Source organism: Pseudomonas antarctica (genome assembly GCF_001647715.1).
Taxonomy (GTDB): Bacteria; Pseudomonadota; Gammaproteobacteria; order Pseudomonadales; family Pseudomonadaceae; genus Aquipseudomonas; species Aquipseudomonas antarctica_A.
In genome coordinates this window covers 2,546,550-2,569,493 of record NZ_CP015600.1, presented here as the reverse complement: position 1 = coordinate 2,569,493, position 22,944 = coordinate 2,546,550, and the positions used below count along the sequence as shown (strand labels likewise).

22 protein-coding genes and 1 pseudogene are annotated in these 22,944 nt (G+C 60.8%); 11 read left to right on the top strand and 12 right to left on the bottom strand.

Translation table 11 applies throughout. From position 1 onward, the window contains the following. Nucleotides 1-669: 669 nt before the first annotated feature. The 7 genes from A7J50_RS11935 to A7J50_RS11905 all read right to left on the bottom strand — a co-directional run bounded on the left by A7J50_RS11935 (nucleotide 670) and on the right by A7J50_RS11905 (nucleotide 6,240). Nucleotides 670-1,878: an amino acid deaminase gene (locus A7J50_RS11935; protein ID WP_064451970.1), complete on the bottom strand. Its 1,209-nt coding sequence runs from the start codon at nucleotides 1,876-1,878 to the stop codon at nucleotides 670-672. A 9-nt stretch (nucleotides 1,879-1,887) separates the two neighbouring features. After that, nucleotides 1,888-2,652, bottom strand: a complete 765-nt coding sequence (locus tag A7J50_RS11930; RefSeq protein ID WP_064451969.1) for an IclR family transcriptional regulator — start codon at nucleotides 2,650-2,652, stop codon at nucleotides 1,888-1,890. Between the two features lie 167 nt (nucleotides 2,653-2,819). Next, nucleotides 2,820-3,209, bottom strand: coding sequence for a RidA family protein (locus tag A7J50_RS11925; protein ID WP_064451968.1), 390 nt, complete (start codon nucleotides 3,207-3,209; stop codon nucleotides 2,820-2,822). 14 nt (nucleotides 3,210-3,223) lie between these two features. Further along, on the bottom strand, nucleotides 3,224-4,006 hold the full coding sequence (locus A7J50_RS11920; protein WP_064451967.1) for an amino acid ABC transporter ATP-binding protein: 783 nt from the start codon (nucleotides 4,004-4,006) through the stop codon (nucleotides 3,224-3,226). Then, nucleotides 4,003-4,665 carry an amino acid ABC transporter permease gene (locus A7J50_RS11915; protein WP_053255671.1) on the bottom strand — a complete coding sequence of 221 codons (663 nt, stop codon included), beginning with the start codon at nucleotides 4,663-4,665 and terminating at the stop codon, nucleotides 4,003-4,005. The genes A7J50_RS11920 and A7J50_RS11915 overlap by 4 nt, the downstream gene beginning before the upstream one ends. An 11-nt stretch (nucleotides 4,666-4,676) precedes the next feature. Then, a complete protein-coding gene (locus A7J50_RS11910; protein ID WP_064451966.1) occupies nucleotides 4,677-5,339 on the bottom strand; it encodes an amino acid ABC transporter permease in 663 nt (220 codons plus the stop codon). A gap of 52 nt (nucleotides 5,340-5,391) precedes the next feature. Next, nucleotides 5,392-6,240, bottom strand: a complete 849-nt coding sequence (locus tag A7J50_RS11905; RefSeq protein WP_064451965.1) for a transporter substrate-binding domain-containing protein — start codon at nucleotides 6,238-6,240, stop codon at nucleotides 5,392-5,394. A 334-nt stretch (nucleotides 6,241-6,574) separates the two neighbouring features. Here A7J50_RS11905 and A7J50_RS11900 point away from each other — a divergent pair, with 334 nt between their 5' ends. Together A7J50_RS11900 and A7J50_RS32260 are read left to right on the top strand one after the other, a co-directional pair. Next, a complete protein-coding gene (locus tag A7J50_RS11900) occupies nucleotides 6,575-6,823 on the top strand; it encodes a hypothetical protein (protein WP_064451964.1) in 249 nt (82 codons plus the stop codon). Between the two features lie 93 nt (nucleotides 6,824-6,916). After that, a pseudogene (locus tag A7J50_RS32260) lies at nucleotides 6,917-7,129 on the top strand (thioredoxin domain-containing protein); the annotation flags it as partial. Nucleotides 7,130-7,229: 100 nt separating this feature from the next. Here A7J50_RS32260 and A7J50_RS11890 read toward each other — a convergent pair. The 3 genes from A7J50_RS11890 to rpiB form a co-directional block, all read right to left on the bottom strand. Next, nucleotides 7,230-8,795, bottom strand: a complete 1,566-nt coding sequence (locus A7J50_RS11890) for a TerC family protein (RefSeq protein ID WP_064451962.1) — start codon at nucleotides 8,793-8,795, stop codon at nucleotides 7,230-7,232. Nucleotides 8,796-9,167: 372 nt separating this feature from the next. After that, nucleotides 9,168-10,148, bottom strand: coding sequence for a sugar-binding transcriptional regulator (locus A7J50_RS11885; RefSeq protein ID WP_053255665.1), 981 nt, complete (start codon nucleotides 10,146-10,148; stop codon nucleotides 9,168-9,170). A gap of 63 nt (nucleotides 10,149-10,211) precedes the next feature. Then, nucleotides 10,212-10,673 (bottom strand): ribose 5-phosphate isomerase B, encoded by a 462-nt coding sequence (gene rpiB / locus A7J50_RS11880; RefSeq protein WP_016969738.1) that lies wholly within the window; start codon nucleotides 10,671-10,673, stop codon nucleotides 10,212-10,214. Between the two features lie 283 nt (nucleotides 10,674-10,956). On the opposite strand from rpiB, the gene A7J50_RS11875 reads away from it, so the two are divergent. The 7 genes from A7J50_RS11875 to dhaL all read left to right on the top strand — a co-directional run bounded on the left by A7J50_RS11875 (nucleotide 10,957) and on the right by dhaL (nucleotide 18,337). Next, the gene (locus A7J50_RS11875) at nucleotides 10,957-12,444 is read left to right on the top strand and encodes a sugar ABC transporter ATP-binding protein (protein WP_064451961.1); all 1,488 of its coding nucleotides are present in this window, start codon (nucleotides 10,957-10,959) and stop codon (nucleotides 12,442-12,444) included. Beyond that, a complete protein-coding gene (locus A7J50_RS11870) occupies nucleotides 12,441-13,418 on the top strand; it encodes an ABC transporter permease (protein ID WP_064451960.1) in 978 nt (325 codons plus the stop codon). The genes A7J50_RS11875 and A7J50_RS11870 overlap by 4 nt, the downstream gene beginning before the upstream one ends. A gap of 58 nt (nucleotides 13,419-13,476) precedes the next feature. Then, nucleotides 13,477-14,484 (top strand): substrate-binding domain-containing protein, encoded by a 1,008-nt coding sequence (locus tag A7J50_RS11865; protein WP_064451959.1) that lies wholly within the window; start codon nucleotides 13,477-13,479, stop codon nucleotides 14,482-14,484. Between the two features lie 146 nt (nucleotides 14,485-14,630). Then, nucleotides 14,631-15,386 (top strand): SDR family oxidoreductase, encoded by a 756-nt coding sequence (locus A7J50_RS11860; protein ID WP_064451958.1) that lies wholly within the window; start codon nucleotides 14,631-14,633, stop codon nucleotides 15,384-15,386. Nucleotides 15,387-15,412: 26 nt separating this feature from the next. Next, on the top strand, nucleotides 15,413-16,528 hold the full coding sequence (locus A7J50_RS11855) for an MDR/zinc-dependent alcohol dehydrogenase-like family protein (protein ID WP_064451957.1): 1,116 nt from the start codon (nucleotides 15,413-15,415) through the stop codon (nucleotides 16,526-16,528). 156 nt (nucleotides 16,529-16,684) lie between these two features. Then, complete coding sequence (locus tag A7J50_RS11850) at nucleotides 16,685-17,686, top strand: dihydroxyacetone kinase subunit DhaK (RefSeq protein ID WP_064451956.1); 1,002 nt, start codon at nucleotides 16,685-16,687, stop codon at nucleotides 17,684-17,686. A 3-nt stretch (nucleotides 17,687-17,689) separates the two neighbouring features. Continuing rightward, nucleotides 17,690-18,337 (top strand): dihydroxyacetone kinase subunit DhaL, encoded by a 648-nt coding sequence (dhaL, locus tag A7J50_RS11845; RefSeq protein ID WP_064451955.1) that lies wholly within the window; start codon nucleotides 17,690-17,692, stop codon nucleotides 18,335-18,337. Here dhaL and A7J50_RS11840 read toward each other — a convergent pair. Next, complete coding sequence (locus A7J50_RS11840) at nucleotides 18,294-19,190, bottom strand: LysR family transcriptional regulator (protein ID WP_064451954.1); 897 nt, start codon at nucleotides 19,188-19,190, stop codon at nucleotides 18,294-18,296. The genes dhaL and A7J50_RS11840 overlap by 44 nt on opposite strands. A 150-nt stretch (nucleotides 19,191-19,340) precedes the next feature. On the opposite strand from A7J50_RS11840, the gene A7J50_RS11835 reads away from it, so the two are divergent. Beyond that, on the top strand, nucleotides 19,341-20,876 hold the full coding sequence (locus tag A7J50_RS11835; protein WP_064451953.1) for an MFS transporter: 1,536 nt from the start codon (nucleotides 19,341-19,343) through the stop codon (nucleotides 20,874-20,876). Nucleotides 20,877-20,990: 114 nt separating this feature from the next. Here A7J50_RS11835 and sohB read toward each other — a convergent pair whose 3' ends face one another. Beyond that, nucleotides 20,991-22,016 carry a protease SohB gene (gene sohB, locus A7J50_RS11830; protein ID WP_064451952.1) on the bottom strand — a complete coding sequence of 342 codons (1,026 nt, stop codon included), beginning with the start codon at nucleotides 22,014-22,016 and terminating at the stop codon, nucleotides 20,991-20,993. 194 nt (nucleotides 22,017-22,210) lie between these two features. On the opposite strand from sohB, the gene A7J50_RS11825 reads away from it, so the two are divergent. Continuing rightward, nucleotides 22,211-22,921: a histidine phosphatase family protein gene (locus tag A7J50_RS11825; protein WP_064451951.1), complete on the top strand. Its 711-nt coding sequence runs from the start codon at nucleotides 22,211-22,213 to the stop codon at nucleotides 22,919-22,921. Nucleotides 22,922-22,944: the final 23 nt, after the last annotated feature.

Genomic DNA, 22,944 nt, shown 5'->3' with positions numbered 1-22,944 from the left:
CCCTTCGCGAGCAAGCCCGCTCCCACAGTTGACTGCATTCCTTCAGATACAACGCGGTCAATGTGGGAACCGGCTTGCCTGCGATGGCCGCTAATCTCTGGTGTGGCTGATGGCCCCTTCGCGAGCAAGCCCGCTCCCACGGTTGACTGCATTCCTTCAGATACAACGCGGTCAATGTGGGAGCTGGCTTGCCTGCGATGGCCGCTAATCTCTGGTGTGGCTGATGGCCCCTTCGCGAGCAAGCCCGCTCCCACAGTTGACTGCATTCCTTCAGATACAACGCGGTCAATGTGGGAACCGGCTTGCCTGCGATGGCCGCTAATCTCTGGTGTGGCTGATGGCCCCTTCGCGGGCAAGCCCGCTCCCACGGTTGACTGCATTCCTTCAGATACAACGCGGTCAATGTGGGAGCTGGCTTGCCTGCGATGGCCGCTAATCTCTGGTGTGGCTGATGGCCCCTTCGCGGGCAAGCCCGCTCCCACGGTTGACTGCATTCCTTCAGATACAACGCGGTCAATGTGGGAGCTGGCTTGCCTGCGATGGCCGCTAATCTCTGGTGTGGCTGATGGCTCCTTCGCGAGCAAGCCCGCTCTCACAGTTGACTGCATTCCTTCAGATACAACGCGGTCAATGTGGGAGCTGGCTTGCCTGCGATGGCCGCGACTCGGTCTAGAAGCAGGTATGCAGCGACTCGATCACCTGCAACTGCTCATCCACCAGGCAGCCCACTTGCCATTTGTCGAAGGTCAGGCAAGGGTGCGAGGTGCCGAACGAGATGATGTCACCGATACGCAACTCAACCCCTGGCGCCACCGTCATGAACGCATGCTGGTCCATCACCGCCGTGACTTTGCACGCGGTCACGTCATCGCCTTCGGCGGGCAGGATACCGGCCTTGTAGCGTTTGAGCGGCACCGGCAACCCGGCGTCGTAGGCCACGTCGCGCTTGCCCAGGGCAATCACGGCAAAGCCAGGCTCGGGCAACGATTGCACATGCGCCCAGACTTCCAACGCAGGGCGCAGGCCTTCATTGAGGTCGCTGCGGCGGTCGAGCACGCAGCATTGCGCGTCTTTGTAGATACCGTGGTCGTGGGCCACGTAGCTGCCCGGGCGCAACACGCTGAGGAAACGGCCGGCGGCGTTTTGCGTTTCGAAGGACTCGGCGATCAGGTCGTACCAGGCCGACCCCGATGCGGTGATGATGGGCTTGGGCAGGTCGAAAGAGCCGTTGTTTTGCAGGTCCACGGCCAATCGCACCAGGCTGGCGGCGAACTCGCGGATGCCGCTGATGGCATGTTCACCGTGGATCACGCCTTCATAGCCTTCAATACCGGTAAGGGCCAGGGCCGGCTGGGCCTTGATCGCCTTGGCGAGTTCGCGCACGTCCTGCTCGCTGCGGCAACCGCAACGGCCGCCGACCACGCCGTATTCGATCATCACGTTCAGGCGCAAGCCACGGGCAGCGAAGAACAGGCCCAGGTCGGCGACGTTGTCCGGGTGGTCGACCATGCAGTGGAAGTCGAAATCAGGATCGGCCAACAGGTCGGCAATCAACGCCATGTTCGGCGCACCAACCAATTGGTTGGCCATCAACACGCGGCGCACGCCACCGGCGTAGGCGGCGCGGGTCTGCACCGCATTGGCCAGGGTAATACCCCAGGCGCCTTGGGCGATCTGGCGCTGGAACAGCGCGGGCATCATGCTGGTTTTACCATGGGGCGCGAGTTCTGCGCCGCTGTTGCTGACAAACGCTTGCATCCAGCGAATGTTGTGTTCCAGGGCGTCACGGTGCAGCACCAGGGCCGGCAGGCTGACGTCGCGGACCAGGTGGGCGCCAATCGCGGCGGCGCCTTTTTCAACGGCGTTGAAGGCAGACATGGAAAACTCCTATTCGTTGATGCGACGGGCCAGGTTGTTGGCGCTGTCGATCAACACCCGGCGATAGTCGTTGTAATTTTTAATCGCGTCGGCCCGTGGGGCGACGATGCACAAGGTCGCAATGCTGATGCCTTGTGCGTCGCGGACCGGGGCAGCGAAGCAATGGGTAAAGGTGTCGGCCACGCTGTCGAAAGAGAAGAAACCGTCGAGCGTGGCCTGGCGGATTTGCGCCAGGAAGGTGTCCAGCGCCAGGCGCTGGCCGTCCGGCAGGATGAAATCGTCGTAGTCGATCAGGTCGATGATTTGCTGGTCGCTCAAGTGCCCCAGCAACAGGCGCCCGGAGGCAGTCCACGGGATGGGTGCGTTTTCGCCGATGTCCGATGAAATACGGAAATGCCGCTCACCTTCGCGCATCAGCGCCACCGTGTATTTGCGCCCATTGAGCAGGCACATCTGCGCGGTTTCGTGGGTTTGGCTGACGATTTCCTGCAAGGCGTGGTCGGCCTCGCGGGTCAGGTCGAAATGGCGCAGGTGCGCCTGGCCGAGGAAGTACAACTGGCGGCCGAGGTAGACGTGGCCGTCCTTGCCCACCGTTTCCAGGATGCGCCGCTCCAGCAGCGATGCGACCAACTCATAGACGGTGGATTTGGGGCTGCCGATGCCGCTGGCAATATCATTCGGGCGCAGGGGCTGGCCGATCTCCTTGAGAAAATCGAGGATATCGAAAGCACGGTCCAGGCCTTTGGCGCGGCGTTTGATGGTGTCTTCGGTCATGGCAGTAATCGGTCCCGTCAAAGGTGGGTGCTGCACAGTGATCCCCTGTGGGAACGGGCTTGCCCGTGATTGCGGTGGGTCAGTGCCAGATGGGCTGGCTGACACTCCGTCATCGCGGGCAAGCCCGCTCCCACATTGGATCTCCTATGGCTTCAAGAATGGGGCATTTAGCCTTTTTTCCTGTAGGCCACGCAATCAATCTCGACCTTGCAGTCCACCATCATGTTGGCCTGTACACAGGCACGCGCCGGGGCGTGTTCCGGGGTGAAGTATTCGCCGAATACCTTGTTGAAACTCCAGAAGTCCCGTGGGTCTTCCAGCCATACACCCACGCGCACCACGTCTTTGAGTTCGTAGCCGGCCTCTTCCAGAATCGCCACCACATTGCGCAGGGTCTGGCGGGTTTGCTCGACGATGCCGCCGTTGATGATTTCACCGTCCACCGCTGGCACCTGGCCCGAGACGTAGAGCCAGCCGTCCGCTTCCACCGCGCGGGCGAAAGGACGTGGCTGGCCACCGCCGGCGGTGCTGCCGGTGCCGTAACGAGTAATGGTCATAACGTTGCTCCTGATTAAAAACGAATGTTCTTCAAAAATTCCGCCAGGCGCGGCGATTGCGGACGCTCGAAGATGTCCTTCGAGGTGCCCTGCTCTTCAATGCGGCCCTGGTTCATGAATACGATCTTGTCCGACACTTCATAGGCAAAACGCATTTCGTGGGTGACCAGCAACATGGTCATGCCCTCCTCCGCCAGGCCCTTGATCACGCTCAGCACCTCCCCAACCAGCTCCGGGTCGAGGGCCGAGGTGACTTCGTCGAACAGCATCAAGCTGGGGTTCATCGCGATCGCACGGGCAATCGCCACACGCTGTTGCTGGCCGCCTGACAATTGGCCGGGGAAGTGGTTGCGCCGCTCCAGCAGGCCGACGCGGTCGAGCCATTTTTCGGCCAGGGCCACAGCTTCGTCCTTGCCCATTTTCTTGACCTTGAGCAGGCCGAGGGTGACGTTTTGCAACGCCGTCAGATGCGGAAACAGGTTGAACTGCTGGAACGCCATGCCGGTCATCGCGCGGTGCTGGGCAATCACGCGTTCAGGGTGGCGCACACGCTTGCCGGCGATTTCGCTGTAGCCGATGGATTCGCCATCCAGGGTGATCTGGCCGCCCTGGAATTCTTCCAGCAAGTTGACGCAACGCAGCAGCGTGGTCTTGCCCGAGCCGCTGGAGCCGATCAAGGTCACCACGTTGCCGCGCTGCATGGACAGGTCGACGCCTTTGAGCACTTCCACCTGGCCGTATTGTTTGCGCAGGCCGCGAATGTTCAGCAGCGGTGGGTTAGTGTGTGGTTGGTTCATGGCAAGGCCACCCGCTTTTCAATGTAGCGCCCGAATAACTCGATGGCGTAGTTGATGACAAAGAACAGAAACCCGGCGAACAGATAGAACTCCAGGGTCATGAAAGTACGCGCGATCACTTGCTGCGTGCTCAGCAGCAATTCAGCCACGCCAATCACCGAAAGCAAGGTCGAGGCCTTGACGATTTCCGTGGAGGAATTGACCCAGGTCGGCAATATCTGTCGCAGCGCCTGAGGCAACAGCACGTAACCCAGGGACTGGTAGAACGTCAGGCCAATCGCCTTGCCCGCTTCCAGTTGCCCACGGGGGATGGCTTGCAACGCGCCGCGCACAATTTCCGAGACGTGCGAGCCGCAGAACAACGTCAGCCCGACCGCACCGGCCTGGAACGCGGTGATCTGCCAACCGAGCGCCGGCAGCATGTAAAAACACGCCAGCACCAGCACAAACACTGGCGTGCCACGGATCAGGTCAACGTACAGACGAAACGGCGCACGCATCCAGAATTTGCCGTAGGTCAGGATCAACCCCGCGAAGATACCGATCAGCGTGCCAAAGATAATCGCCAGCACCGAGCAGTAGATGCTGGTCTGAAACCCCGCCCAGAGGGTATCCCGGGCGATCCACAACTCATGCAGCCAGCTGGGGGACTCGTACATGGAAACCCTCCTTAACGACGGATCGCCAGACGCTGTTCCAGGTAACGGAGCAGCATGGCGATGAAATAACAGGCGGCCACGTAGAGCGCGGTCGTAACCATCCAGGTTTCAATCACCCGGTAGCTTTCGACGTTGATCTTGCGGGCATAATAGGTCAGCTCCGGCACCGCGATAGCGGCGGCCAACGAGGTGTCCTTGAACAGCGAAATAAAGTTGTTCGACAGCGCCGGCAACACGTTGCGCAGCATCACCGGCACGGTGATGTAGGCACGAATGCGCCACTCGCCCAGGCCGATGGCCAAGCCGGCTTCACGCAAGCCCTTGGGAATATTCAACAGCCCGGCACGGAACACTTCGGTCAGGTAGGCACCGGCGTACAGCGACAGAGTGATGATGAAGGAAGGGATTTTATCGAGACGAATCCCCAGCGACGGCAGGGCAAAGTAGATCAACAGGATCAGCACGAGGATCGGCGTATTGCGGATCACCGTCACATACACCGAGGCGAAGACTCGCAACGCCCGGTGCCTGGACAGCATGGCAAAGGCCATCATCAAGCCGATCACACAGCCAATCGCGATCGACAGCAACGCCAGCTCAAGGCCCAGGCCGAGCCCCGCCAGCAAGCTGGGGAAATCACGCCACACGGCGGCAAAGTTCAACTGATAGTTCATGGTCGGCAGTACCTGAAGCGGGGCGCAACACGCTGCGCCCCCGGTTTACACATCACTTGAATTCAACAGGGAAACCAATCGCAGGCTCTGGCAGGTCCACACCGAACCACTGCTTGAACGAGGCTTTGTAGGTCGGGAATTCCACACCGGTCATGGCTTCATGCAACGCCGTGTTGACGAAGTTCAGCCAGTCCTGGTCGCCACGCTTGACGGCGCACGCGTAGGTTTGCGGGCTCCAGGCGTAGGTCGGGCTGCGGTAGCGGCCCGGGTTCTGCACCATCAGGTATTTGACCGAGGATTGGTCGGTGGCGGCAGCATCGGCGCGGCCGGAGTTCACGGCCTGGTACATCAGGTCGACGCTGTCGTACTGATCGACCTTGGCCTTGGGCAGTGCCTGGTGCACCAGCTCTTCGGCATAGACGTTTTGCAGCACGGCCACGGTGACGCTGTCGCCTGCGGCTTGCAGGTCTTCGATTTCTTTGTATTTGCTGTTGTTCGGCAGCAGCAGGCCCACGCCTTCGCGGTAGTACGGCAAGGTAAAGGCTACCTGCTGCGCACGGCTGGCGGTGACGGTGATGAACTGGCAACTCATGTCGACCTTGTCGGTCAGCAGGTTGGGAATGCGTGCGTCGGACGACTGCACCACAAATTCGACCTTGCTTGGATCGTTGAACAATCCCTTGGCCACAATGCGGCCGATGTCGATATCAAAACCTTGCAACTTGCCATCCGCTCCCTGGAAGTGCCACGGCGCATTGGTACTGCCTGTACCCACGATGAGATGCCCACGCTTGAGCACATCATCGAGCTTGCTGTCCGCCGCGTGCACGATGCTTGCGAGGGACGCCGATGCGGCGAAGAGAAAAACACACGCTTTAAACACGGAAGGTCGGTGATGCATGACAAGCACTCCAGGAGTTGTGTATTCCGCTATACCGGAACTTGGTATGTAACAACGGAATAGACAGCAGAAAGTGTGCCACACGCAGTAACAGAAAAATATGCCAAGGATAAATTCGTTATAAATCAGAAAGATAATTTCTCATGGGGTGTACAGCGTGATGCCATCATGGGAAATCAGATTGCTACCCAAGGCCCCACACCGCCGTGAAAGGCCCCAACCGGGTGCACCACAACGGTGTTACCCCGCACCGTTGCGGCGCGGGCGCACCATGCAAAAATCCCCACGCTGGACTAGCCTTGGCACATTCAAGCCAACAAGGACGACCTTTCTGATGAAGCTCAGCCTCACTTTGGTTTTGCTTTCATTCCTGGCAGCCGGCAGCGCCTCGGCCGCGAACGACCGCCACGAATGCAAGGAACAACTGCAGAAACTCAAGGAAGCCTTCAATGCCGACTACACCGGTCAGAACCACCATGACTACCGGCGGGCAAAGGCGTCCAGGGACAATGAGGAATACAAGAAATGCGCGAATCAGGCGCGAAAGGCCCGGGAACGCATGGAGCGCGCGGACGATGCGTGAGCAGCGTTACCTGTGAAGGTTGACAGTAGACGGTGGTGATCTCGCGATTTAGCGTACCCGCAACCATTTGGCCGGGCTCGCAAGGAGATCATCATGGGTGTTGCAAAAACGGTTATTCGTGACCTCGACGAATACCAAAGAATCCTGACTGAACACCCGCTGGTGATTGTGTTGTTCACTTCCCCCTACTGCCCGGCGTGCTTGGGGGCTGACCTGCGTTTCAATCGCATCGCCGCTCAATACGCCGGGCGTGTAAAAAGCATGATCCTCGACACCACCCAAACCCCGCCGATTCACGGGGTTAGCGGCACCCCCACGCTGGTGGTCTACAAAGACGCCCTTGAGGTCGAAAACCTCAAGGGCATCGGTGACCCCCATGAACAGGAAACACTCCTGGAGGAGGTGTTCAAAGACTACGCGTCACCGGCGCCAACAGCACCTGCGTCACCCGTCGCTCTTCCACCGCCGCCACAGCCAGGCGCCAGCCTTCATGCTCGAGACTGTCACCGACCATCGGCAGGCGATCGAGCAGGCTCATCACCAAGCCAGCTAGGGTCTGATAATCCTCGGTGGAAACGGCATTGAAACCGGTACGCTGACGAACCAGGTTGAGGTTCAAGGCGCCATTGGCGCGAAACCCCTCGCCCTCCTCGACAATATCCGGCCCCTCGATTTCGCTGGCGTCCGGCAATTCACCGGCGATGGACTCGAGAATGTCGGTCATGCTCAACACGCCCATGAAGTCGCCGAATTCGTTGATCACGAAGGCGATGTGGGTCGACTCCTGGCGCATCTGCTCCAGGGCGTTGAGGATCGAAAAGCTCTCCAGCAGGTTGATCGCCCGACGCGCCAGGTGCTCCAGGTTAGGCTCGTTGCCGGCCAGGTATTCCTTGAGCAATTCCTTTTTGTGCACGAAACCCAGCGGCTCATCCACCGCGCCGTTGCGGATCAACGGCAGGCGCGAGTAGGACGAATGCATCAGTTTGCGGCGGATCGTGTCGGGATCGTCCGCCAGATCGATACAGTCCACCTTGGCCCGTGGCGTCATCAAGGTACGGATTGGCCGCTCGGCCAGTTGCAGCACGCCGCTGATCATTACGCGCTCGCGTCGATCAAACAGCGGACCCTGGGTCGCATCCCGCTCGCCCAGCAAGTCGGCCACGTCTTCACCCACCTCTTCCACCGCCAGGCTTCGGCCGCCGAGCAAGCGCATCACCGCATGGGCGGTACGCTCACGCACTGGCAACACGCCTTGCGCCGACTTCTTGCGGCGGGCGCGGGCAATCTGGTTGAACAGCTCGATCAGGATCGAGAAACCAATCGCCGCATACAGGTAGCCCTTGGGAATATGGAAGCCCAGGCCTTCGGCGGTCAGGGCGAAACCGATCATCATCAAAAAGCCCAGACACAACATGATGACTGTCGGGTGCGCGTTGACGAAACGGGTCAGCGGTTTACTCGCCACGATCATCAGGCCGATGGACACGATCACCGCGATCATCATCACAGCCAGCTCATCGACCATGCCCACGGCAGTAATCACCGCGTCGAGGGAGAACACTGCGTCGAGCACCACGATCTGCGCCACGATCGGCCAGAACATCGCGTACGCCACATTGCCCGTGCGCTGCGCCACATGGCCTTCAAGGCGCTCGTGCAATTCCATGGTGGCCTTGAACAACAGGAACACACCACCAAACAACATGATCAAGTCACGGCCGGAGAAGCTCTTGTCGAACACCTCGAACAGCGGCTGCGTGAGCGTCACCAGCCAGGAAATACTCGCCAGCAGGCCCAAACGCATCAGCAACGCCAGGGACAAACCGATCAACCGCGCGCGATCGCGCTGCTCCGGCGGCAGCTTGTCCGCCAGGATCGCGATAAACACCAGGTTGTCGATGCCCAGCACCAGTTCCAGCACAATCAAGGTCAACAGGCCGAGCCAGGCCGTTGGATCCGCTAACCATTCCATTTATAGAGTCTCTTTATAGGTTTCAGAATGCCGGACACGGCAAAGCGCGGTCAGTGGACCGGGACAAGGTTAGCAGTTGGAATACGGGGTGCTTCAGCGGGAACAGCGACAGCGGATGTCTTGGGGAAAGACGACTGGGAGGCTCCGAGAGGGTGTTCATGCAAGTCCTGCAACGAGAAAAGGACTTGAATCGTACAGGCGAAACCCAAACTTCCTACAACGCAAAATTATTACAAAATCTGTCCCCAAGCACACACAAAACCAATGTGGGAGCGGGCTTGCTCGCGAATGCGGAGGTTCAGTCAATCCATATGTCGACTGACACACCGCCTTCGCGAGCAAGCCCGCTCCCACATTTTGACCTGCGCAATATCAGGTTTTGCGCGTCGCATCATCCAGCGCCAGGATGGTGTGGGCATTCGTTACGGTGGTCGCCAGCGTATTGATCACCCCCGAGCGCAACGCGCCAAGCGTCGCCGCTGCCTTGGTGTTCTCACTGGCAATCGCCACGACATCCGGGATACGAAACAGCTCCTGCACCGTCAACCCGATCACCCGACCTTGAATCGCGTTGACCGCCGGCTGGCCATGGATGTCGATAAAGTCATACCCCATCATGTCGCCCACGGTGCCCGACAGCCGCGCCTGCGCGATCTCCTGCGGCGAGAACCAGCCCATGCGCACCATGTTGCTGTTCTCGCTCATGTCGCCAATGCCAATCAGCGCAATGTCCGCGCGCCGCGCACGGTCCAGGGTCGAGCGCACGGTGTCATTGTTGATCAACACGCCCCGTAACTCGGGGTTCGCCACCAGCGCGGGGGCGTACAGGCTTTCGCTCTCGCCACCAAAACGCAGGGCCAGGCGTCGGCAAATATGGTCGGGGTTCATGTATTCGCCGGCCTTGAGCGAACCGCCGATGGCGCAGACAAACGTGCAATTGCGCGTCACCGGCAAAAATACGTTATCCGCCACGGCACCGACGTTACGCCCCATGCCCACGGCGACGATCATGCCGTCGCTCAGCGTCTTGTTCAGGTAATTCGCCACCAGGCTGGCGACAGCCGAGCGCTGGGTGTCGGGGTCGCTGTGGTCGACCGCGATCAAGGCGCGGTCCAGCTTGAAGCGCTCCACCAACGCCCGCTCCAGCTCGTTGTTCATCGCCGGGTGCTGCAAGACGCGCACCTCGACAATCCCTTCATCGCGCGCACGTTTGAGCAAGCGGCTGACTTTCGCCCGCGACAGGTCGAAGCGTTTGGCAATGGCTTCCTGAGTGACGTTCTCAAGGTAATAGAGCATCGCCACTTCGGTCATCTGATCGATATCGCTGGCAATGCGCTGGGTACTGTCACTCATGGGGACGGGCTTCCGTTTCGGCGTCAAAGGCGCATTCTCCCGACTCTTGCCCCGTTACGTCCACTACTGATGCCCATCGCGCTCGATCGCATTGATCCGCTCGACCTTGGCCCCAGAACGCGCAGCCTCGAACTCCGACTCCAGGAACGACTTGACGATGCTTTTGGCCAGTTCGGCGCCGATCACCCGCGCGCCAATGGACAGGATTTGCGCATCGTTGCTCTTGCGCGCGCGCTCCGCCGAATACGTGTCATGGGCCTGGGCCGCACGAATGCCCAATACCTTGTTGGCCGAGATCGCCATGCCGATCCCGGTGCCGCACACCAGCACACCGAGGCGTTGCTGCCCGGCATTGATGGCGGTGGCCACGGCCAGGGCGATGTCCGGATACAGCACCGGCGCCGTGGAGTGAGTACCGAAGTCGGTCACCGGATAGCCGAGCGCCTCGATATGGCGCTTCAACAGCTCTTTGAGCTCAAAACCCGCTTCATCGCATCCGATAGCCACCGGGAAAGGTGTGTTCATGGCGTCTGGCTCCACTGCCGAGAGGGCATTTAAGGCCGATCAAATGATCAGCAGATGAAATTTCTCTCAGTCATTTCGCGGGCATTAAGCCCTTTCTGTCAAGTGAGTTTTAACTGACTCGACAGTCAAAGCCCTATAACAGGGCACCATTACCACTCAGGATGAGATTCCTACGTTTTAAGTGAAAGAGATTGACTGATCAGAATTTCATTTGATACACATATGATCACAGCGAAACATGACTGTGCGACCTAATAAGAATTCACAGCACGAGGACACGCCGATGGCCACGCCATTACTGCTCCAGGCTGAACACGTCGCCAAGGCTTACGCCGGGGTGCCTGCCCTGCGTGACGGGCGCCTCTCTCTGCGGGCGGGCAGCGTCCATGCGTTGTGCGGCGGCAATGGCGCAGGCAAGTCGACGTTCCTGAGCATCCTGATGGGCATCACCCAACGCGACGCCGGGACCATTGCGCTCAACGGTGCCCCCGTTCAGTTCAACCGCCCGAGTGAAGCCCTGGCGGCGGGGATCGCGATGATCACCCAGGAACTGGAACCCATCCCCTACATGACCGTCGCCGAAAATATCTGGCTGGGCCGCGAACCGCGCCATGCCGGCTGCATTGTCGACAGCAAGACCCTCAACCGCCGCACCCGCGAGCTGCTCGAAAGCCTGGAGTTCGACGTCGACGCCACCCGCCCCATGCACCGCTTGAGCGTGGCGCAGATCCAGCTGGTAGAAATCGCCAAGGCGTTCAGCCATGACTGCCAGGTGATGATCATGGACGAACCCACCTCTGCCATCGGCGAGCGCGAGGCAGAAACCCTGTTCAAAGCCATCCGCCGCCTCACTGCCCGAGGCGCCGGTATCGTCTATGTGTCGCATCGTCTGAGCGAACTGGCGCAGATCGCCGATGACTACAGCATCTTTCGCGATGGCGCCTTTGTGGAAAGCGGACGCATGGCCGATATCGACCGCAACCACCTGGTGCGCGGCATCGTCGGCCAGGAGTTGACGCGCATTGATCACAAGGTCGGCCGCGAATGCGCCCCCACGACCTGCCTGCAAGTCGACAACCTGAGCCGCAACGGCGAATTCCACGACATCAGCCTGCAACTGCGCCAGGGTGAAATCCTCGGCATTTATGGCCTGATGGGTTCGGGGCGCAGCGAATTCCTCAACTGCATCTACGGCCTGACCGTCGCGGACTCCGGCAGCGTGACCCTGCAAGGCAAACCCATGCCGATCGGCTTGCCCAAAGCCACGATCAACGCCGGCATGTCGCTGGTCACCGAGGACCGCAAAGACAGTGGCCTAGTACTCACCGGCAGCATTCTTTCCAACATTGCGCTGTCGGCCTACAAACGCCTGTCGAGCTGGTCGCTGATCAATGCGCGCAAGGAAACCCAACTCGCCCAGGACATGGTCAAGCGCCTGCAGATCAAAACCACATCCCTGGAACTGCCGGTGGCCTCCATGAGCGGTGGCAACCAGCAGAAAGTGGTGCTTGCCAAATGCCTGTCGACCGAACCGGTGTGCCTGCTGTGCGATGAACCGACCCGGGGCATTGATGAAGGCGCCAAGCAGGAGATTTACCACCTGCTCGACCAGTTCGTGCGCGCCGGTGGCGCCGCCATTGTGGTGTCATCCGAAGCCCCCGAGTTGCTGCACCTGAGTGATCGTATCGCCGTATTCAAGGGCGGCCGGCTGGTGACCATCAGCACCGACACCGCCCTTTCCCAGGAAGCCTTGTTGAGTCTTGCCTCATGAATGCCAAAACCATCGCTGCACCCATGACTGCCGCGCCGCGCAATCGACTGCGTTTATCCCTCGACCGCTTCGGCCTGCCGCTGGTGTTTATCCTGCTGTGCGTGGTGATGGCGTTTTCCAGCGAATATTTCATGACCTGGCGCAACTGGATGGACATCCTGCGCCAGACCTCGATCAACGGCATCCTCGCCGTGGGCATGACTTACGTGATTCTGACCAAGGGCATCGACCTGTCGGTGGGCTCGATACTGGCCTTCGCCGGACTGTGCAGCGCGATGGTCGCGACTCAGGGCTACGGCCTGCTGGCGGCGGTCAGTGCCGGGATGTTTGCCGGGGCCATGCTCGGCGTGGTCAACGGCTTTATGGTCGCCAACCTGTCGATCCCGCCGTTCGTGGCCACCCTCGGCATGCTCAGCGTCGCACGGGGCATGACCTTCATTCTCAACGACGGCAGCCCCATCACGGATCTGCCCGACGCCTACCTGGCGCTGGGCATTGGCAAGATCGGCCCGATTGGCGTGCCCATCGTCATCTTCGCCGTGGTCGCGCTGATCTTCTGGATGGTGCTGCGCTACACCACTTACGGCCGCTATGTGTACGCGGTGGGCGGCAATGAAAAGAGCGCACGCACCTCCGGCATCGGCGTGCGCAAGGTGATGTTTTCGGTGTACGTGGTGTCTGGCCTGCTCGCAGGGCTGGCCGGCGTAGTGCTGTCGGCCCGCACTACCTCCGCCCTGCCCCAGGCCGGGGTTTCCTATGAGCTGGATGCGATTGCCGCGGTGGTCATCGGCGGCACCAGCTTGTCGGGCGGCACCGGCAGCATTGTCGGCACGCTGTTTGGTGCGTTGTTGATCGGCGTGATCAACAACGGGCTGAACCTGCTCGGCGTGTCGTCCTATTACCAGCAGGTCGCCAAGGGCCTGATCATCGTGTTCGCAGTACTGATAGACGTGTGGCGCAAGAAAAAACGCTAGTCGCTTTTCCTCCAAAAAATGAACTGAACGACCTACAACAATAAGCGGAGTTCTCACCATGAAACCTGGAATGACGTTGGCCGCCGTTGCGGCTCTCTCCCTGCTCGCCAGCAGTATTGCCCTGGCCGCCGATGGCAAGACCTACAAAATCGGCGCCGCCGTGTACGGCCTCAAGGGCCAGTTCATGCAGAACTGGGTCCGCGAGCTGAAGGAACATCCGGCGGTCAAGGACGGCACCGTGCAGTTGACCGTGTTCGACGGCAACTACGACGCCCTGACCCAAAACAACCAGATCGAAAACATGGTGACCCAGCACTACGACGCCATCCTGTTCGTGCCGATCGACACCAAGGCCGGTGTCGGCACCGTAAAACAAGCCATGAGCAACGACGTGGTCGTCATCGCCTCCAATACGAAAGTAGCCGATGCCTCCGTGCCTTATGTGGGTAATGACGACGTGGAAGGCGGCCGCCTGCAAGCCCAGGCCATGGTCGACAAGCTCAACGGCCGTGGCAACGTCGTGATCATCCAGGGCCCGATTGGCCAGTCGGCGCAGATCGACCGGGAAAAAGGCGAGCTGGAAGTGTTGGGCAAACACCCCGACATCAAGATCATCGAGAAAAAAACCGCCAACTGGGACCGCGCCCAGGCCCTGACCCTCACCGAAGACTGGCTGAACGCGCACCCCAAAGGCATTAACGGCGTGATCGCCCAGAACGACGACATGGCCCTCGGCGCCGTGCAAGCCCTGAAGTCCCATGGCTTGTCGTCCAAAGACGTGCCGGTCACCTCGATCGACGGCATGCCGGATGCGATCCAGGCGGCGAAGAAAGACGAAGTCACCACCTTCCTGCAAGACGCCCAGGCCCAGTCTCAGGGCGCGCTGGACGTGGCATTGCGCGCATTGGCCGGCAAGGACTACAAGCCGCAGTCGGTGATTTGGGAACGCTATGCCAAGGACGTGAAATGGGGTGACGGCACCGCCAAGAACTACATCCTGCCGTGGGTGCCGGTGACCAATGCCAATGCGGATGCGCTGTACAAACAGGTCAGCGGCGGTAAGTAGCTTTCACCTTGAAATACGGTCAAGTGTGGGAGCTGGCTTCCCTGCGATGGCATCACCTCGGTTTGACTAAAAGACCGAGTCGCCTGCATCGCAGGCAAGCCAGCTCCCACATTGGATCTCCAACGCTTTAGACAGAGGAGTCATGCATGTCTGGATTCTGGAACCAAGCCTTCGACCTCACCGGCCGTTGCGCGGTGATTACCGGCGGCGCCGCCGGCATCGGCCTGGCCTGCGCCAGCCTGCTGGTGGAGCGCGGCGCACGCGTGGCGTTGCTGGACCGTGACCCCGCCGTGGTGGAAGTGGCCGCGAGCCTGGGCGCCGGGCATCTGGGTATTGCGGTCGACCTCAGCCGGATCGACCAGGTGCAGCACACCATCGACCACGTATTCGAACACTTCCAGCGCCTGGATTACCTGATCAACAGCGCCGGCATCGTCCTGCTCGACAAGGCCGTCGACGTCAGCGAAAGCGCCTGGGACAGCACCCTGGATATCAACCTCAAAGCCAGCTTCTTCGTGGCCCAGGCGTGCGCCAGACACATGCTCGCCAACGGCGGCGGACGCATCGTCAACCTCGCCTCCCAGGCCGCCGTGATCGGCCTGGACCGCCACGTCGCCTACTGCGCGAGCAAGGCGGCCATCGTCGGCATGACCAAGGTATTGGCTATGGAGTGGGCGCCACAGATCAACGTCAACGCCATCTCCCCGACCATCGTCGAGACCGCCCTGGGCAAGAAAGCCTGGGCCGGTGAAGTGGGTGAACGGGCCAAATTGCAGATCCCGGCGGGCCGTTTTGCCCAGCCGCAAGAAATCGCCGGGCTGGCGTTGTACCTGCTCAGCGATGCCGCGCAGATGATCACCGGCGCCAACATGGTGATCGACGGCGGCTACAGCATTCAGTAATTCATCTTTTGTCGTGAGGTTTTGTCATGTCCACCGTCACCGAACGCACCCCTGAACAGCTCGCCCCCAGCATCCCGAAAACCATGCAGGCCGTGGTCTGCCATGGCCCGGAAGACTACCGCCTGGAAACCGTCGATGTGCCCACACCCGGGCCTGACGAGATTCTCACCAAAGTCGAGCTGTGCGGCATCTGCATGGGCGACATCAAGACCTATCGCGGCGCACCGTCGTTCTGGGGCGACGCCGAGCAACCGCGCTACGTGAAACCGCCGATGATCCCCGGGCATGAATTCGTCTGCCGCGTGGTTGCCCTCGGCCCAGGCGCCGAAAAACGCGGCGTGGCGGTGGGTGACCGGGTGATCTCCGAGCAGATTGTGCCGTGCTGGGGCTGTCGCTTCTGCAACCACGGCCAGTACTGGATGTGCCAGAAGCATGACCTGTATGGCTTCCAGAACAATGTGCAGGGCGCCATGGCCCAGTACATGATCTTCACCAAGGAAGGCATCATCCACAAAGTGCCGGAATCCATCGCCCCCGACGAAGCGATCCTGATCGAACCGCTGGCCTGCTCACTGCATGCCGCCGAGCGCGCGAATGTCGACCATGACGACGTGGTGGTGGTGGCCGGTGCCGGCACCCTGGGCCTGGGCATCATCGGCGCCGTGCGCCTGCGCAACCCGAAAAAGCTGATCGTGCTGGACATGAAGCCCGAACGCGCCGCCCTCGCCCTGCGCATGGGCGCCGACGAAGTGTGGAACCCGGCCGACGTCGACGTCCTGGCAAAAATCCGCGCGATCACTGACGGTTATGGCTGCGACATTTATATCGAAGCCACCGGGCACCACAAGGCGGTGAACCAGGGCCTGGCGATGTTGCGCAAGCTGGGGCGCTTCGTCGAGTTCAGCGTATTTAATGACGAAGCCACGGTAGATTGGTCGATCATCGGCGACCGCAAGGAACTGGACATATTGGGCTCGCACCTGGGGCCATACATGTACCCGCGCGCCATCGACTTTATCGGCAACCGCAAGATCGACATGCGCGACGTGGTGACCCATAAATTCGCACTGGCGGATTTTAAGGAAGCGTTTGCGGTGATGGAGCGCGGGGACAAGTCGCTCAAAGTGGTATTGGAGCCCTGATCCCAGCAGCAACACACCACCCTGTGGGAGCTGGCTTGCCTGCGATGGCGGTATATCAGTCAACACATCTATCAACTGAACCACCGCTATCGCGGGCAAGCCCGCTCCCACATTGAATTGTTGTTGCCCTTTAGAACAAGAACAGGAACCCGCGTTATGAATCGAGTCATCAACGATCCGGACCAAGTGGTCGAGGACATGCTGCACGGTATTCTGGTCGCCCACCCCGAACTGCGCCAATACGAGAGCAACCCTCGGGTCATCGTCAAAGCCAGGCCATCGGGGCAAGGCCGGGTTGGCATCGTGACCGGCGGCGGTTCGGGCCATGAGCCGGCCTTTCTCGGCTACGTCGGCCCGGGCCTGGTGGACGCCGTGGCCGTCGGCGAGATTTTCTCCTCGCCCACCGCCAAGAGCTTTTTCGATGCCTTCCGCGCCGCCGACCATGGCGCCGGCGTAGCCTGCCTGTACGGCAACTATGCCGGCGACAACATGAACGTAAAGCTGGCAATGAAAATGGCCGCCAGCAAAGACATGCGCATCCGTACCGTGGTCGCCAACGACGATGTGGCCTCCGCCCCCCAGGCCGATATCGCCAAGCGGCGCGGCGTGGCCGGGGAGATCTTCATGTGGAAGATCGGCGGTGCCGCGGCTGCCCAGCATTACGACCTCGATGGCGTGATTCGCGTCGCCCAGAAAACGGTCGATCACTGCCGTTCAATTGGCATCGGCCTCACGCCCTGCACCATTGCGGCGGTGGGCAAACCAAACTTCCAGATCCCCGACGGCCAGATGGAACTGGGCATCGGCCATCACGGCGAACCGGGCATTGAAGTCGTCCCCATCGAACCCGCCGCTGCCATGGCCGAACGCATGCTCGCGCCGATCCTGGCTGACCGTGATTTCAGCAAGGACGACAGTGTGGTGGTGCTGGTCTCGGGCCTGGGCGCCACGCCGGTGATGGAGCTGTATATTTTTTACGCCGAGGTTGAGCGACAGCTCAAGGCCAAGGGCTTGAAGATTCACCGTTGCTACGTGGGCAACTACTTCACCTCCCTGGAGATGATGGGCGTCACCCTCACCCTGCTCGGCCTCGACGCCGAGCTGAAAACCCTTATCGACCAACCGTGCCGCTCCATCGGCATGACCCAGGCGGAGTGAACCATGAGCCAGCATTTTTCCACCCGCGACGGCAGCGCCATCGTCGCCGACCTGGTCAGCGTGATCGTGGCCAACCGTGAATACCTCAGCGAAGTCGACGGCGCGATTGGCGACGGCGACCACGGCATCAACATGGCCAAGGGGTTCGCCCATTGCGGCCGCATGATCGAAGGCCGCCAACTGACGCTGGCCCAGGCCCTGGATGAACTGACCCTGAGCCTGATGGAAGGCATCGGCGGCTCCATGGGGCCGTTGTATGGCAGCCTGTTTATCGGCATGGCCGACGAAGTGCGCAGCAGCGAGAATATCGACGCCGCAACCTTTGCTCACTTGCTGCGCGGCGGTTTGACCTCACTGCAGGACATCACCGAAGCGGGCGTGGGTGACAAGTGTTTGATGGACACGCTGATCCCGGCGGTTGAAGCCTTCGAACGTGCGCATGCGGGAGGCGCTGGTTTCAACGATGCGCTGGATGCGATGAAAGCCGCCGCGTCACAAGGCCGCGATTCAACCAAAGACCTGGTCGCCAAAATCGGCCGGGCCAGCCGTTTGGGCGAGCGCTCCCTCGGCGTGCTGGATGCCGGCGCCGTGTCGTGCTGCCTGATCCTCACGCGCCTGGCGGACTCGGTGCAGCCCCGACTGAGCGTTTGATTTGCTGGATATACCGCGCCACTGCCGGCGCTTGCTCAAAGCGCCGGTGAATCAACGACAGCCAGGACGCCGCCTCGCAGCCGTGGATACTGCGGTAGACCACACCCGGCAAGCTCACATGCCCGACCATCGACGCCGGCACCACCGCGACGCCCTGCCCTAACGACACCAGCGCCACCACCGCCACCAAGCCGCCCGGTTGCGGCCCGAGGCGCGGCGCATAACCGCCCTGCGCCGCCACGTGCAACGTCCCGCTGATTTGCTCCGGCAAGATAAAGATCTCGTTTTGCAGGTGTTCACAGCCGATGGCCTTGAGCCCCAGCAGCCAGGAATCCTGCGGCAGCGCCAGCACAAAACCTTCGCTGTCGAGGCGCACTGCCTCCACCCCATCGGGCAGCGTCATCGGCGAGCGGATGTAGCCGATGTCATAGCGCCCGTCCGCCACCGCCGTCGGCAATGTGGCCATCGCGCATTCGCGCACATTCACGCTCACATCCGGAAACGCCTGGCTGAACGCCTGCATTTGCCGCTGCAACAGCCCCGAGTATACCGCCGAGGCCACGTAGCCCAGTTCGACATGCCCGATATCCCCACGTCCGGCGCGCTGGGCGTTGCGCTGGGCAAACTCAAACTGACGCACGGTGGCTTCCGCCTCGATCAGTAACGCAGCGCCCGCCTCGGTAAGGCTGACTTCGCGCTGCTGACGGATAAACAAACGCGTGCCCAGGGCGGTTTCCATGTCCTGTATCTGCCGACTCAGGGTGGGCGGCGCGATGCCCAATTGCTCGGCAGCGCGGGTGAAATTGCGCTGGCGGGCGACCGCCAGGAAATAGCGGAAGTGTCGGATTTCCATCGCAGGATTAGCTCAAAGGTAATGAAGTGCTTCAGCCCAGCTAACAACTCAAGCAAGCGCCAGGGATAAGCTCACAAGACCTCAACACTAGAGAGCCCTTGCGATGTACGTCAACTGCCTTTTCCATATTGCCCGTAAGGTAATTCAGCCATGAGCCAGGTCAGTCCGCGCTTGACGTTGCTGACCGCCTCCGGCGTTTGTTCGCTGATCGTGCTCGACACCAATATCGTCGCCGTGACGCTGCCGAGCATTGCCCGCGACCTGGGCGCCAACTTCGCCGATATCGAGTGGGTGGTCAGCGCCTATATGCTCGCGTTCGCTGCACTGCTGTTACCGGCCGGCAGCATCGCCGACCGTTTTGGGCGCAAGAAGACCCTGGTCTGGGGCTTGAGCCTTTTCATCCTGGCGTCCATGGGGTGTGGCGCGGCGCCGAATGCCGTGTTTCTGGACATTGCCCGCGCCATCAAAGGCGTCGGCGCAGCTTTGCTGCTGACGTCGGCCCTGGCCTCCATCGGCCATACCTTTCACGATGAAGTGGAACGCGCCAAAGCCTGGGCGTTCTGGGGCGCATGCATGGGCGTGGCGATGACCGCCGCGCCAACGTTGGGCGGCCTGATTACCCAATACCTGGGCTGGCGCTGGATTTTCTACCTCAACCTGCCCGTGGGCCTGGGGTTGATGGCGCTGGTGCTGCGTGCGATTCCAGAGTCCCGCGACACTCAGTCAGCACGCCTGGATCCATGGGGCAGCCTGGCATTCAGTGCCAGCCTGTTGTGCCTGATCTGGGGGCTGATCGAGGCCAATCGCATCGGTTGGGACAGTCCGTTGACCTCTGCGCGCCTGATCGGCGGGGCTGTGTTGCTGGGTGTGTTTGTACGGGTCGAGCGCGCGCAACAACGGCCCATGGTGGACCTGCAACTGTTCCGCCACCCACGGTTTATCGGCGCCCTGCTCGGGATGTTTGCCTATGCCGGCTGCGCCCAGGTGATGATGACGTTGCTGCCGTTCTACTTGCAGAACGGCCTGGGCTTCTCGGCCATTGCTTCGGGCCTGGGCATGTTGCCGTTTGCCCTGACCATGCTGATCTGCCCACGCATCGGTGCACGCCTGGCGGTGCGCTTTGCGCCAGCGACTATGATGGCCGCGGGTTTGACCCTGGTCGGCTGCGGCAACGTGTTGAGCGCCTGGGCGGTCAATGTCGGCGGCTACCTGGCCTTCGCGCTGGCGATTGCCGTCACGGGCGCCGGGGCCGGCCTGCTCAATGGCGACACGCAGAAAAACATCATGGCCTGCGTGCCACGCGACCGGGCGGGGATGGCGTCGGGCATGAGCACCACCATGCGCTTCAGCGCGATCCTGTTGGCCATTGGTGTGTATGGGGCATTGCTGAGCAGCCACAGTGAGCAGTTGCTGCGCGCGAGTATCGACACGCAATGGCAGGACCAGGTGGCGGGTATCGCCTCGCGGGTAGTGGCCGGGGATATGCCGGCGGCGATGGGCTTGTTGCCGGAGCCCGCACGGGCGCAAGTGCAACCGCTGGCGCGGCAGGCATTTGTGGGCGGGTTCAGCACGGTGTTATGGGTGGCGGGATTGTTGGGGCTGCTGGGGGCGTTGGTGGTGGGGATGTTGATGCGAAAACCAATTCCCTCAGTACAACAACAGTCTTCCAGACTGACTCAGAACTAAATGTGGGAGCGGGCTTGCCCGCGATGGCAGCGGGTCAGTCGGTAGATGTATCGACTGGGACATCGCTATCGCGGGCAAGCCCGCTCCCACATTGGGATCGGCTACCTTCTGGACTTACCAGAAGCGCTGCTGGGTCAACCGGCTCCACCAGGTCAACAGCACACGGTCTACCGAGCCGCTGGCCGCCAGGCCTACCCGCTCTTGCAGGCTTTTACGCTCGGCATAGTGCAGATGGAACACCTCGGCGGTCTTGGCCTTGGTGGCCAGGTATTCGTCGCTGGTTTGCAGCTCGTCGACCAGTTGTTTGTCGAGGGCGGCAACACCCAGCCACACTTCACCGGTCGCCACTTCGTCGATTGCCAACTGTGGGCGATAGCGCGACACGAAGTTCTTGAACAATTGATGAGTGATGTCCAGGTCTTCCTGGAATTTCTCGCGACCCTTCTCGGTGTTTTCGCCAAACACGGTGAGGGTGCGTTTGTATTCACCGGCGGTCAGCACTTCAAAATCGATGTCGTGTTTTTTCAGCAGGCGGTTCACGTTAGGCAACTGCGCCACCACGCCAATGGAGCCGAGGATGGCGAACGGCGCGCTGATGATCTTCTCGCCAATGCACGCCATCATGTAGCCGCCGCTGGCCGCGACCTTGTCGATGCACACGGTCAACGGCACGCCGGCCTGACGAATACGCGCCAGTTGCGAAGAGGCCAAGCCATAGCTGTGTACCATGCCGCCGCCGCTTTCGAGGCGCAGCACCACTTCGTCCTTCGGCGTGGCCAGGCTCAGCAGCGCGGTGATTTCATGGCGCAGGCTCTCGGTGGCCGAAGCCTTGATGTCGCCGTCAAAATCCAGCACGAACACCCGTGGCTTGGCCTCGGGTTTCTTCTTGCCTTTCTTCTTTTCGGTTTTGCTTTCGGACTTGCGCAAGGCCTTGAGCTGGTCCTTGTCGAGCAGGCTCGATTCCAGGCGCTCACGCAGGCCTTTATAGAAGTCATTGAGCTTGCTGACCTGCAATTGGCCGGCGGATTTGCGACGGCCCTTGCTGCGCAACGCCGCGAAGCTGATCAGTACCACCAGAATAGCGACCACCAAGGTGACGGTCTTCGCCAGAAAACTCGCGTATTCGGCCAGAAAATCCATGTGACTCCTTACAAGTTGCAGTGCGCCAGGCGCGGATGGTCTCAGCATACCGATGGCACTGCCTTCGGACCAGTGCTCAAACCGCCAGCAGCGGCCCTCTAACGCGCTTTTAAAACAAGCGTATGTTTTTTCATTGACAGCTCGCAGGCATCCTCATAACCTCGCCAGACTTTCAACGTACCGGGAAAACGGACGTGGGCAGCATTTATCTGATTCGACATGGCCAGGCCTCCTTCGGTGCAGACGACTATGACGTCCTGTCGCCCGTCGGCGTGGAACAAGCGCAAGTGCTCGGTCGCCACCTGGCGGACCTGGGCATTACGTTTGACCGCTGTGTCTCGGGTGACCTGCGTCGCCAGCAACACACCGCCACTGCCGCATTCGAACAATACAGCGCCCTCGGCCAGCCAATACCAGCGCTGGAAATCGACACTGCCTTCAACGAATTCGACGGCGAAGCGATCATCCGCGCCCTGCTCCCTGACTTGCTCGCCAGCGAACCCCACGCTGTGGATGTGCTGCGCAATGGTGCGCAGAACCGCAGCGAATTCCAACGCATCTTCGCGCTGATCATCGAGCGCTGGCTGGCCGGCACCTATGATCCGCCCGGGCTGGAGAGCTGGCTGGGGTTTGTCGAACGTGTACAAGGTGGCCTGCAACGCATTCTTGAAGCGGCCGATAACGCGCACAAGATCGCCGTGTTTACCTCCGGCGGAACCATCACTGCCCTGCTCCACCTGATTACCCGAATGCCTGCTGCCCAGGCTTTCGAATTGAACTGGCAAATTGTTAACACCTCGCTCAACCAGCTGAAATTCCGTGGTCGCGAGGTGGCACTGGCTTCCTTCAACAGTCATACCCACTTGCAACTGTTGAAGGCGCCGCAGCTCATCACTTTCCGATGAATTGCGGCCAACCGTGACCCCAA